This is a genomic window from Candidatus Cloacimonadota bacterium (assembly GCA_034661015.1).
Lineage (GTDB): Bacteria > Cloacimonadota > Cloacimonadia > JGIOTU-2 > JGIOTU-2 > JAYEKN01.
On record JAYEKN010000120.1, the window covers coordinates 1 to 12,275 of the forward strand.

A 12,275-nucleotide genomic window follows, 5' to 3' on the forward strand; every position below is an offset into this window, starting at 1 on the left:
GCGGACAGTGACTTTTCTCCGAAATTGCTGATTACAGTGGCGGGGACCGCTCCCGATTCAATTCACCGGTTGGTGAATATTACGGGATTCCCTTTTCTCCGTTTGCATAAAATCAAGCGGACACCTTGTAAATCACACTATAAAAATTTTTCTTAAAATAAACTGCGTCATTTTTTATGTCAAGATTTCCGTGGAAGAGAGAATTTCACAAAGGTTACAATTAAGGGGATTCTGTTACAACAGGTAAGGAGTTTAAAATTGAACTCGTGTTATGATAAATTTTATTTAAAAATTTCTGCAAGAAAAAATAATGATTGAAAATTTAATCCAAAATGCTTGACATAGAAAATCTGCGAAAAAAAAAGTATGCAAAAAAAATATAAGTTGGTTCAAATTTTAATTCATATTAATTACATATAAATAAACACGTGAAAGGATGAAATAGTGGCTTCTTCTAAAATTCCGCTTTTAGTAGAAAGATTTGATTTTATTAAATTGATTCAAAATGTTCAAGAGAATTTTGATGTGTTTCTACCATATCAAACTGAATATGATGGAAAAGATAATCTTTCATATAAAAAATATTCAGGGGACAATGACTTTGTTTTAAATAAATATCGCACTATTGACCCTTTGAAAACTCTATTTTATCTAACTTCGGAAAGTGTGCTTCCCCCTTCCGCAGAATCCCGAAAAAGAATTGTTCTCGGTGTAAAAAATTGTGATTTGCTTGCCCTGCGAATCTATGACAAAGCACTGCTTGAAGATAATTTTGTTGAACCTAATTACAAAATTTGGCGAGAAAACACTTACATTATTAGTAGCGATTGCGATGATGCTTTGCAAAGTTGCCATTGCAACCTAATGGAATATACTCCCTATCCTCAAAAAGATGATGGGCTTTTCGATTTGAACTTGAGCCAGATTGATGACAAATATATCGTTACTTTAGGTAGCAAAAAAGGTGAAAAACTTCTTGATTTGTTGTATGAACATTGTAATGTGAAAGATGCTCCCGAAGATATTCTTGAAAAATTAACCGTTCAACGTGATAAAGTTAACAAAAAATTATCAGAGATCAATAAAGATTTTTCAGCAAAGAGAGATTATTCTAAAATTTCTAAAAATCAGGATGTAAAAGTTTGGTCGGAATTGAGCAAAGAATGCGTTGAATGTGGCGGGTGTACCAATATTTGCCCCAGTTGCTATTGTATAATTGTAAATGATGAAAGTGTTGGTGCTGATTTTAAGCGAATCAGAACTTGGGATTCTTGCCAACTTACCGGTTATGCAGAAGTTGCCGGAGGCGGAAGTCCACGAGAAAGAGTTTGGGAAAGATTCCGAAACAGATATCAGTGCAAATTTGATTTTATGAAAAAGAATTTTTCTCAATACGGTTGTACAGGTTGTGGCAGGTGTATTGCCGTATGCCCCGCAGAAATTGATCAGAGAGAAGTGATAAAAAAATTACAGGAGGTGTAAATTGAATTCTCCGAATCCTTTTGACGTTATAAAAGCAGATGTGCTTAATGTAATTGAGGAATCACCTCAAATAAAAACTTTCCAACTGAAACTTGAAAAACCGCTTAAATTTGAAACCGGACAATTTGTAGAATTATCAGTTCCCGGAATTGGTGAAGCACCGTTCACACCATCCTCTTCACATTATCAAGACCCATTTGAAATGGATGTTTCAATCATGAATGCCGGATTTGTTACCGGTAAAGTGCATAAGGTAAAAGCCGGTGATATTCTTGGTATTCGCGGTCCTTACGGAAAAGGTTATCCCCTTGATAAATTTAAAGGAAAAGATGTCCTTCTACTTGGTGGTGGCGTTGGTTTAGCTCCTTTGCGATGTTTACTGCTCACTTTAATCCACGATATTGACGATTACAAAAGCATTACTGTCTGTTTTGGCGCTCGTTCTCCGGAAGATATGATTTACAAAAATTTTTTCCTCGAATGGGATAAAATAGATAAAATTCACTTAATGACTTGTGTGGATAAAATTCCGGATGGAGAAAAATGGGATGGAAAAGTTGGTGTTGTTCCTATCTTATTGGACGATATAAAAATTGATCCCAAAAATGCAGTTTCAATCGTTTGCGGTCCTCCCATTATGATGAAATTTGGAACTTTTGCTTTGGTTGATAAAGGCTTCAAAGACGAAAATATTTATCTTTCTATGGAAAAGAAGATGTACTGTGGTTTTGGTCAATGCCGCCATTGCGTAATCGGAGAATATTATGCTTGCAAAGATGGTCCCGTGTTTAGTTATGACATGATAAAAGGTGCAGAGAAAATTTGGGAATGAAAGTTGAATTAGCCACGAAATCACACGAAAAACCACGAAAATGGATTTATTTCAAATAGAATAAAATAAAAAATAATGAATTTAATTTATGAAAATTAATATGTTCATAGAAAATAAAGAAGGAAAAAATTGTAATGAAGAAACTTCTGATTGATTTACCAAAGATTATTAAAGATCCTCAAGCACTCGAAAAGATTGATTGTGGATACCTTTATCACGAGGGAGCAAATAGAGGTGTTTTTTCATTGATCGAACTCGCAGAATTTGGTGTTTATTGTCGCCAATGCAAGGACGCTTTTTGTGTGGCAGCCTGTCCCAAAGATGCTTTGGAACGGACTGAAACAAATTTGATAAAGAGATACAATATGCGATGTGTTGGTTGTAACAGTTGCGCTCTTGCTTGTCCTTTTGGAACAATTTTCCCTGAAACTATAAATTACCTTACTGCAAAATGTGATTACTGCCTGAACCAAATCACCGAAGACCCTAATTACAAACCTTTATGTGTACTAACTGCAGAAAATGATGGAATTCAGATAGCCGATCTTGAAGAAGAGAATCCGGCTGAGAATCTATTTTTTGTGGGTGAACACATTGCTGTGAGAACAAAGAGTTGGCGCGCTAAAGAAAATAAATTGGAAAAGTAAAATTATTTCCTAATACTCGGAGAAATGTATGGTTATTGATAGTTTGAAATTTTTATTTTATTTATTGATTTTCCCCGGTTTCCTTTTTGTAACCGTTTTTGGTTTGATCGTTGATTGGGTTGACAGAAAAGTTACCGCCAGAGTCCAATTTCGGCAGGGACCACCGTTGTTGCAAAACTTCTATGACGTTTTTAAGTTGTTGGGCAAAGAGGTTATACTCATCAAAGATTCCCCTTATTTCTTATTTATTATAGCCCCTATTATCGCTTTTGCAACTGTATTAATGTCTTCTACTTTAGTGGGTGCTGCTTTTTTCTGGGAGATGGGAATTGGCGGAGATCTGCTCTTCATCGTTTATTTGATGGCAATTTATTCCGTAGCAATGATAATCGGAGCGTCTTCTACCGGAAATATTTATTCAAGTATTGGTGCAAGCCGCGAAATGAAGATGGTTCTTTCTGATGATTTGGCTTTTATCCTCGTTTTACTTGTTCCAATAATTCAATCCGGTTATAAGATAAATTTTCATCAGATTATCGGATTTCAGGAAACAAATGGTATGATAATCGGTTCGGCTTCGGGAATTATCGCCTTCATTATCGGCATTATTTGTATTCAAGCAAAAATGGGTTTGCGACCTTTTGACATTGCCGAAGCAGAAACGGAAATTGTTGAAGGAACTTTGATGGAATATTCCGGTCCGCTTCTCGCTCTCTGGAAACTTTGCCATTTTATGATGTACGTATTTTTACCAATGTTGCTTGTCATCCTCTTCTGGGGTGGTTTTCATTTCACATCGTTTGGTAGCATCATCGGTGGGATAGGAAAATACTTACTGATAGTAGTTGTTATGATTTTAATTAGAAATACAAATCCCCGTGTTCGTATAGATTCCGCTTTAAAATTTTTTTGGAGATATGCCAGTCCCTTGGCTTTTATCGCAGTAATTTTGGCAATTTTAGGAGTGTAATAAATGTCATTATATACAAAAATATTAACAAAATCTCTTTGGGTTTTTCACGTAAGTGTCAGTCCTTGTAATAATTGTGATATTGAAATTCTCGATCTTATTACTCCTGCATATGATATTGAAAGATTCGGTATCAAACTTGTTGGCTCTGTTCGCCATGCTGATGTTTTGCTCTGTACCGGTGTAGTAAACCATAAAGTAGCTCCCCGTCTTAGGCAACTGTATGAACAAGCTGCAAAACCGATTTTCGTAGTCGGCATTGGAACTTGTACTGTGGGGGGTGCTACTTTCAAAAAAAGTTATAATCGTGCTGGAGCTCCATTAGATAAAATTATTCCGGTTGACGCATTTATTCCCGGATGTCCGCCAAAACCAGAAGCTATGATTGATGGTTTGGTTAAATTGATTGGAACACTAACATAAAATTTGTAATTGCTTAAACTATTAGGAAATAAATATGAATCAAGAATTTTTCAAAAAGTTTGAAGGAAAATTTACAAAGATCATTGAAAATAAACCGCGAAAGCGATATTATTTTAATGTGAAGAATGAAGATATTCGGGAAGTAGCCGATTATCTATTCAATAATATGGGATGTAGATTATCCATTTGTACTGCCACAGAAGTTTACGATGGTCTTGAAGTATTATATCACTTTTCCGATGATAAAACAGGAACTTTTTATAATCCCAGAGTGAAAACAGGATTAAAGAATCCGGAAATAAATTCAATCGTTTCCATCACTGAAGGTGCAAACTGGATCGAAAGAGAGATGTACGACCTTTTCGGAATTAAGTTCACAGGTCATCCCGATTTAAAAAAGTTGTTGACTTTCGAAAATCCTCATTTTAAAGAAACAGATCATCCAATGAGATTGAAACGTGATAAAGATAAATAATGGCTATCTGTATAAATTTTAGGAGAAAAACATGAGTAAATGTCGAATTCCCTTAGGTCCTTTTCATCCGCTTTTGGAAGAAGCAGAATTCTTTGATATAAAGGTAGAAGGTGAAAAAGTCGTAGATATTGAAATGGAAACCGGATGGATGCACAGAGGACACGAAAAATTATCGGAGTCAATGAGTTATACTCAATCAATATTTTTAGTGGAAAGAATCTGTGGAATCTGCTCCACTTCTCATCCTTTCGCCTTAGTAAATGCTATTGAGGATATTGATGATATTCAAATTCCGGAAAGAGCAAAATATATACGCGTTTTGATTGGGGAAATTGAACGAATTCACAGTCATCTGTTATGGCTTGGACTTGCCGGTCATTTCATCGGCTACGACACACTCTGGATGTGGTGTTGGAAATACCGAGAACCCATTCTTCAACTTTCAGAACTCGTTTCCGGCAACAGAAACCACTACGCAATGATGAGAGTAGGTGGAGTTGGTAGAGATTTTGATAATGCTACTATTCCAAAATATCACAAAGTTCTTGATGATCTCGAAAAACAAATGATCATGCTCGCTGGTGCGGCAAAGGATGACCCTGTTTTAAGATCAAGACTAAAAGGCGTCGGAATTCTCACAAAAGAAGATGCAATAAACTATTGTGCAAATGGGCCCACGGCAAGAGCATCGGGTGTGGATATAGATGTAAGACGTGATGACCCAACTGCTTATGAAGTAGTGGATGTAAATGTTATTACTCTTCCGCACGGTGATGTATATGATAAACTTGTAGTTCGGGTGTTAGAAGTTATTGATTCTGTAAAAATAATGCGTCAGTGTTTGAAAGCATTTCCAAAAGTCGGTGGACCTGTTTTGAATCCGGTAAAAGAAATTTCACCCGGAGAAGGTTGCGGAAGATATGAAGCTCCTCGCGGAGAAGTTTTCCATTACATTAGAAGCGATGGGACAAATAGACCTCTCAGACACAAAGTTCGTGCTCCCAGTTTTTCAAACATTCCCACTTACAAAGCATCCTGTGTAGGTATCCCTCTCGCAGATGCTCTCATTACCCTCGCTGCTGTAGATCCATGTTATTGTTGTACAGAACGAACCATTCGAACAACCGATGTAAATAATAAAAAAGTGGATGCTGAACTTTTATCTCTTTCTCGTGCAAAAACCGAGAAAATTCGTAAAAGTATCATGAAAAATGACAAATCACCTATTGATAGAATTTTTGATAAAGCATAAAAACACAAACCATTGCGTAGGTTTTCAAACATTCGCAAGGTTTTGAAAGGTAAAGATAAATGTGGAATAATTATTTGTTTTTAGTTGTCATAATTCCTCTCATTGTTGCTCTCGTTAACCTTGTAGTTCCGAAATTGATCAAAAAAGTTTTGACATTTGCTGGCGTTTTATTAACCCTGATTTTCAGCATAAAGGCTTTTGTTGCCGGCAGCTTGAGTTTTTCGATTCTAAACACTCAGGTTTTACATACCGATTCTCTTTCCAATTTTATCCTCTTATTTGTAAATATCTTGAGCTTGATCATCCTGATCTACTCTTTGAAAAATGTGGATAAAAAGTTTGAAAGCAAATATTTCCTTCTTTTTCCTTTGGTTGTAAGTTTTGCCAACGGAGCTGTAATTAGTGCAAACATTATCGCTTTCATCTGCTTTTGGGGACTGTCCGGTTTGATGCTGTATTTATTTGGGCTACTCAAAGGCGAAGTATCAACGGAATCTTCTAACAAATCGTTCATCATTATTGGTGGTTCGGACGTTTTGCTTATTATCGGTATTGCTATCATTGCGATAAAACAGTTAATGCTCAACGGTTCCGGGATAATGGGTATTTCTTTTGCGAACATATTTAGTTTGAATTTGTTTGATATTCATCTTACCCTTTCCAGCGGATTATCTTATGTAGCATTTTTCTGTATTCTTCTCGCAGCCTTTGCCAAAGCCGGAGCATTTCCAATGCATACATGGGTTCCGGATTACGCAAAAGATGCCCCAATTGAAAGCGTTGCCCTTATTCCCGCAGCCATGGATAAACTTCTCGGCATCTATCTCCTTGCCAGAATAATGATGGGTTTATTCACAATCCCGTTCTTTATTCGTGGTATTGTTATGATACTTGGAGCATTCACCTTGATTACTGCGGTTATGATGGCTCTCGTTCAGCATAATGGGAGAAAATTATTGGGTTACCATGCTGTAAGTCAGGTTGGGTACATGGTGCTTGGTATTAGCACCGGAAATCCAATCGGTATTATTGGCGGATTATTTCATATGGTAAATAACGCTATTTACAAATCAAGCTTATTCCTCTCTTTTGGTTCCGTGGAAAAGCAAACGGGTACAGCTGATCTTGATGATATGGGTGGATTAGCAAGAAAGATGCCGTGGACTTTTTTGGCAGCGCTAATTGGAGCTTTATCCATTTCAGGGATTCCACCTCTAAACGGTTTTTTCTCAAAGTGGATGGTTTACCAAGGGATTTTGGAAACTGCTTCAAGGCATGGAACTATTTGGCAAATTATCATTAATACTTGTCTTGTTCTCGCTGTCTTTGGTAGCGCCCTTACCCTTGCCAGTTTTATCAAATTTATTCATGCAATCTTTTTAAGCAAATTACCAAAAAAATATGATGATGTTAAAGAAGTTCCTTTTGTAAATTGGTTTGCAAACAATCTTCTCACTTTACTTTGTGTGATTTTTGGTGTGCTTGCTTTTGCTGTTCCCGTAAAAATATTTATCCTGCCGATTTTACCGGCAGGCACGTTGTTAGAGGATATTCTGCTGGGCTTCTATAGCACAAAAGTTATTATGTTTCTTTTCGCTATCTCGATAATTCTCGGAGCGGTTATTTATCTTATTTTCAAAAAAGTAAGATTCGATGAAGTATATGTAGGCACAAAACCGACTACCGAAGCAAATAGAGTTACCGGTGTAGATTTCTATAATGAAATAAAAGAAATGAGTCCATTTAGACAAATTTACAAAATGGCAGAAAAAAAATATTTCGATATATATAAATGGTTTGAAGATTTTTCGTTCGGATTTGGTGAAATTTTTCATAAGCTACATACCGGTTTACTTCATACTTATGCAATGTGGATGTTAGCCGGTTTGGTAATTGTAACACTGATCCTTGTTAATGCATTATAAACATAAATGGTTTAATAAAATGTATAATAATTTTATTATCTCAATCAATTCCATTGGATCTTTATCCCTTGGAATAAATAATAGGAGGAAATAGTGCCTGTTGAATTGTGGCTTTATTTTATCTTGGCAGTGATGATAATCGGCTCAATAGCTTGCTTGGAGATTAAAAATATTCTCTCTTCGATCATCACGATTGGCATCGTCGGCTTGTTTTTGTCTTTGGCATTTCTGTTCTTAGGCGCCCCTGATCTTGCTCTTGTCCAATTTGTATTCGAAATTCTATGTATGATAATTTTGATAAGAGCATTTGCTAAACGCTCAATCACATTGACTGCTCTAAAAAGAGATGTTCCCGAAACGATCATTGCTATAGTAATTCTCGTTAGCATATTTGTCCTTAGTATTTTTGCCCTGAAAGATTTACCGTCTTTTGGCAAACCAATCGTTCGCGTCGCAGAACATTATTTAGTTAATGCCGGCGATGAAACCGGTTCTCAAAATATTATAACTTCAATTATTCTAAATTATCGTGTATATGATACACTTGGAGAGATAACAATTCTATTTACAGCAATATTAGGTTCTTTAACCGTTTTGCGAAAAATCGGAAGGAAGAAGAGAAATGCATAATAAATATCCCAATGAGGGCATGTCCTTAATTGTTAAAACAATAACTCGTTTTACCGTTTGGTTGATATTCTTGTTCGGGCTGTATATATTTATACACGGTCATCTTTCACCCGGTGGAGGATTTGCCGGTGGTGTGATTATGGCACTCTCATATGTTCATCTAACCCTTGCATTTGGGAAAAATTATGTGAATGAGCGAATGAAGATTGCCACAATGCATAATTTGGAGGCTTTGGGTGGAATTTTGTTCATAGTCATAGGTCTTATCGGTTTATATTCACTTGGACATTTCTTACAAAATTTTATGGGTAAAGGTACTTTGTACCATATTATCAGTGCCGGTTATATTCCGGTTTTTAATCTAATAATTTGTGTAAAAGTTGGAATGGGATTATACTTGGTTTTCTATTACTTAGCTTCATATCAAAGGAAAGAAGGATAGGACTATGATACTGTATATAATGTGCTTTTTTCTATTTCTCGTTGGCGTTTATGGTGCGATTACAAAGCGGGATTTGATAAAAATAATACTGGCAATTGGCATAATGGGCTATTCGGTAAATCTATTTCTTATTTTAATAGCTTACAGAACCGGTGCACTTGTCCCGATTCTTAAAGAAGGTTTGCATATTTTACCATCGGATATGGTTGACCCGCTTCCTCAGGCACTTGTTTTAACTTCGATTGTTATTGAACTTGGTATTACAGCTTTGATGTCTGCCCTTGCAATTAGAATTTATGAAAAATACAAAACCTTAGATATTACAAAAATCAGGAGATTAAAAGGATGATTTTATCACAGTTTATTTTTATTCCGCTTGTTGCGGCATTTCTCATTGCCCTGATTGCTCGTAAGAAAGAAAATATTGCGGCTGCAATCGCTTTGGCTGCTACCGGTTGGATTTTCATCGTCTCAATAATTGCATTTTTTAAACTTCCCGCACATGGTGGTATGATATTAACAAACACGAGCGGTTGGGATATTCCTTTTACTATCGGTCTTGTTTTGGATAATTTTTCTGCTTTTATGTTGATAGTGGTTAGTTTGGTCGCTTTTTTATCTGCCCTTTATTCTATTCAATATATTGAACATTTTACAGGGAAATGGAATTTTTTCGCTCTCTTTATGTTAATGTGCGTTGGCATGAATGGTGTAATTCTTACCGGAGATTTCTTTAACCTTTATGTCTTTATGGAGATTTCTTTGATTTCCGCTTATGCACTTGTTGCTTTCGGAACAGAAGCAGAAGAACTCGAAGCATCATTTAAATATGCCACAATGGGTGCAATAACTTCTACCATAATCTTATTCGGTATCGGAATTCTTTATAGTGTTACTTCCACCTTAAATATGGCACAGGTTGGCCATATATTGCAAAACACCGAAAATTCAAAAATATTATTCCTTGTGTTTGGATTATTCATTACCGGCTTTGGATTGAAAGCCGCTTTAGTTCCCTTCCATGCATGGCTTCCTGATGCCCATCCATCTGCACCCGCCCCCATTTCCGCAATGCTTTCCGGTGTTTTAATAAAGACACTCGGTGTGTATGCTCTCGTAAGAATATTTTATAATGTTTTTAACGCTCCTCCTGTCGTTTTAACAATTCTATTACTTCTCGGCACTTTGTCCATTGTCATTGGTGGCTTTTTATCCCTTGTTCAGTGGGATTTTAAGCGATTATTGGGTTTCAGCAGTATTAGTCAAATCGGTTATGTTATTCTCGGATTCGCACTTGGAACTCCTCTCGGAATTTTAGGTGGAATTCTTCATCTTTTATATCATTCCATTTTCAAATCTCTCTTATTCCTTGATAGCGGTGCTATGGAATATGCAACCGGAACTCGTGATATCAGGGAATTAGGAGGAATGTCAAAAAAATTTCCTGTTACTTCTGCAACAACAATGGTAGGAACGTTATCTATTTCCGGCATACCGCCTTTTAATGGATTTTTTAGCAAACTAATAATAATAATTGCTTGTTTCCAAGCAGGACAATCCTTTGTCGGTGTGATTGCCGCCTTATTAAGTATTATTACACTTGCTTATTTTTTGAAAGTTCAAAAATATGTCTTTTATGGAAAATGTAATTTTAAGGGCATTTTGGAAAAAGTTCCTGCCACAATGAAATTTGTGCTGATTGTTCTTGCTTTCTTATGTTTGGTTAGTTCAATACTGTTGATTCCATCAATAAAGACCGTTACTCTTGATCCTGTCGTGAATAACGTAATTAACAAAACTCAATACATTGATAAAATATTACCTTTCCTTGGGAGTTTATAATGAAATTAGAAACTAAAAGCCGTATAACTGTTTTCTTCTTATCTTTTCTGGTCTGGATCTTAATCACTATGAAGTTTTCGCTCGAATCGCTCATTGCCGGATTGCTTTTATCTTTTGTTACCTCCATTTTTGCCGGAGAAATTTTAATCGTAACAGAAAGAAAATTTCATCTTAACAGAATTTTTTATTCAATCAAATATATCGTAAAACTTTTTTGGGAAATGTTAAAAGCAAATTTTCACGTCGCTTATATTGTCATTCATCCAAAGCTACCCGTAAAACCCGGAATTGTTAAGATCAAAACAAAATTGAAAAGAGATTCTGCTTTAACAATGTTGGCGAACTCAATCACTCTAACACCCGGCACATTGACCATTGATGTTGATAAAGAAAATCAATTTTTGTATATTCATTGGATTGATGTGCTCACTGAGGACACAGAAGAAGCAACAAAGAAAATTGGTGGTAAATTTGAAAAAATATTGGAGGAAATTTTCGAATGAAAACTTTTAAGTGGTTAATCGGTTTGATTGTTATTGTTGCTTTTTTAGTAATAAATTTTTTCGTTTTAAAAAATATTCCCTTTGAATACAGATTAATAAATATATTATTGTTTTGCTCTTTATTTATTCTAATCAGAGTTGTGAAAGGTCCATCGGTAGCAGATCGTATTGTTGCGATTGATATTCTCGGAGTGCTAATAATCGGGGTTTGTGCAATTCTTGCCATTGCTCTGGACAGATCATTTTATATTGATATTGGTATTGCTTGGGGTTTGCAGAGTTTTATTGGTGCTTTAGCTTTAGCAAAATTTATGGAAGGGAGATCATTAGATGCTTAGTTTAAACCAAACCATTGGTTATATAATTATTGGATTCGGTATTCTATTTGATTTTTTCGGAGTGCTCGGTTTAATCCGTTTACCTGATGTTTATAACAGGTTACAAGCCGCAACAAAATGTGTTACTTTTGGCTCAGCCGGTATTTTAATTGGCGTGTTTGTCTATTCCGGTTTTACAGCGATGGGTTTCAAAGCAATCCTTTGCGCAATCTTCATTCTATTAACTTCACCGGTTTCTGCGCATGCAATCGCTCGTGCTGCTCATCGAGCTGACATAAAACTCTGTGATGAAACTATCGTTGACCGTTATGAAGAAGATAAAGAACTGCAGGAATAACAGACATGAGCCACAAAATCTCACAAAAACACGAAAAAAAGATAAAGAAGAATTTTGTGCCTTTTTGTGTGATTTTGTGGCTAAATCCAAAAGGAGAATAAAATGATTTTACCAAAACTGCGTGAATTGAAAGAAGCGATCGGTTCTTTATTTTCAAAGCCGGTTACGAGTAAATAC

Annotated in this window: 15 protein-coding genes and 1 riboswitch; all 15 genes read left to right on the forward strand. The window is 35.8% G+C overall.

The window, feature by feature from the left end:
• A riboswitch (cobalamin riboswitch) is annotated at positions 1 to 143 on the reverse strand. This riboswitch is flagged as partial in the annotation.
• Positions 144 to 444: 301 nt separating this feature from the next.
• A complete protein-coding gene (locus U9P79_04905; protein ID MEA2103966.1) occupies positions 445 to 1,482 on the forward strand; it encodes a 4Fe-4S dicluster domain-containing protein in 1,038 nt (345 codons plus the stop codon).
• Position 1,483: 1 nt separating this feature from the next.
• A complete protein-coding gene (locus tag U9P79_04910) occupies positions 1,484 to 2,314 on the forward strand; it encodes an FAD/NAD(P)-binding protein (GenBank protein ID MEA2103967.1) in 831 nt (276 codons plus the stop codon).
• Between the two features lie 134 nt (positions 2,315 to 2,448).
• Positions 2,449 to 2,961 carry a 4Fe-4S dicluster domain-containing protein gene (locus tag U9P79_04915; protein MEA2103968.1) on the forward strand — a complete coding sequence of 171 codons (513 nt, stop codon included), beginning with the start codon at positions 2,449 to 2,451 and terminating at the stop codon, positions 2,959 to 2,961.
• A 28-nt stretch (positions 2,962 to 2,989) separates the two neighbouring features.
• Positions 2,990 to 3,931 (forward strand): complex I subunit 1 family protein, encoded by a 942-nt coding sequence (locus U9P79_04920; GenBank protein MEA2103969.1) that lies wholly within the window; start codon positions 2,990 to 2,992, stop codon positions 3,929 to 3,931.
• Between the two features lie 3 nt (positions 3,932 to 3,934).
• Positions 3,935 to 4,354: an NADH-quinone oxidoreductase subunit NuoB gene (nuoB, locus tag U9P79_04925; protein MEA2103970.1), complete on the forward strand. Its 420-nt coding sequence runs from the start codon at positions 3,935 to 3,937 to the stop codon at positions 4,352 to 4,354.
• Between the two features lie 34 nt (positions 4,355 to 4,388).
• Complete coding sequence (locus tag U9P79_04930) at positions 4,389 to 4,829, forward strand: NADH-quinone oxidoreductase subunit C (protein MEA2103971.1); 441 nt, start codon at positions 4,389 to 4,391, stop codon at positions 4,827 to 4,829.
• A gap of 31 nt (positions 4,830 to 4,860) precedes the next feature.
• Positions 4,861 to 6,081, forward strand: coding sequence for a nickel-dependent hydrogenase large subunit (locus U9P79_04935; protein MEA2103972.1), 1,221 nt, complete (start codon positions 4,861 to 4,863; stop codon positions 6,079 to 6,081).
• 59 nt (positions 6,082 to 6,140) lie between these two features.
• Complete coding sequence (locus tag U9P79_04940) at positions 6,141 to 8,006, forward strand: proton-conducting transporter membrane subunit (GenBank protein MEA2103973.1); 1,866 nt, start codon at positions 6,141 to 6,143, stop codon at positions 8,004 to 8,006.
• Positions 8,007 to 8,099: 93 nt separating this feature from the next.
• The gene (gene mbhE, locus U9P79_04945; protein ID MEA2103974.1) at positions 8,100 to 8,636 is read left to right on the forward strand and encodes a hydrogen gas-evolving membrane-bound hydrogenase subunit E; all 537 of its coding nucleotides are present in this window, start codon (positions 8,100 to 8,102) and stop codon (positions 8,634 to 8,636) included.
• Positions 8,629 to 9,078, forward strand: a complete 450-nt coding sequence (locus U9P79_04950) for an MnhB domain-containing protein (protein ID MEA2103975.1) — start codon at positions 8,629 to 8,631, stop codon at positions 9,076 to 9,078. Before mbhE ends, U9P79_04950 begins: the two co-directional genes overlap by 8 nt.
• A gap of 4 nt (positions 9,079 to 9,082) precedes the next feature.
• Positions 9,083 to 9,427 carry a sodium:proton antiporter gene (locus U9P79_04955; GenBank protein ID MEA2103976.1) on the forward strand — a complete coding sequence of 115 codons (345 nt, stop codon included), beginning with the start codon at positions 9,083 to 9,085 and terminating at the stop codon, positions 9,425 to 9,427.
• On the forward strand, positions 9,424 to 10,920 hold the full coding sequence (locus tag U9P79_04960) for a proton-conducting transporter membrane subunit (protein ID MEA2103977.1): 1,497 nt from the start codon (positions 9,424 to 9,426) through the stop codon (positions 10,918 to 10,920). Before U9P79_04955 ends, U9P79_04960 begins: the two co-directional genes overlap by 4 nt.
• Positions 10,920 to 11,423 carry a Na+/H+ antiporter subunit E gene (locus U9P79_04965; GenBank protein ID MEA2103978.1) on the forward strand — a complete coding sequence of 168 codons (504 nt, stop codon included), beginning with the start codon at positions 10,920 to 10,922 and terminating at the stop codon, positions 11,421 to 11,423. Before U9P79_04960 ends, U9P79_04965 begins: the two co-directional genes overlap by 1 nt.
• A complete protein-coding gene (locus U9P79_04970) occupies positions 11,420 to 11,761 on the forward strand; it encodes a monovalent cation/H+ antiporter complex subunit F (protein MEA2103979.1) in 342 nt (113 codons plus the stop codon). Before U9P79_04965 ends, U9P79_04970 begins: the two co-directional genes overlap by 4 nt.
• Complete coding sequence (gene mnhG / locus U9P79_04975; GenBank protein ID MEA2103980.1) at positions 11,754 to 12,098, forward strand: monovalent cation/H(+) antiporter subunit G; 345 nt, start codon at positions 11,754 to 11,756, stop codon at positions 12,096 to 12,098. The genes U9P79_04970 and mnhG overlap by 8 nt, the downstream gene beginning before the upstream one ends.
• The last annotated feature ends 177 nt before the right edge of the window (positions 12,099 to 12,275 follow it).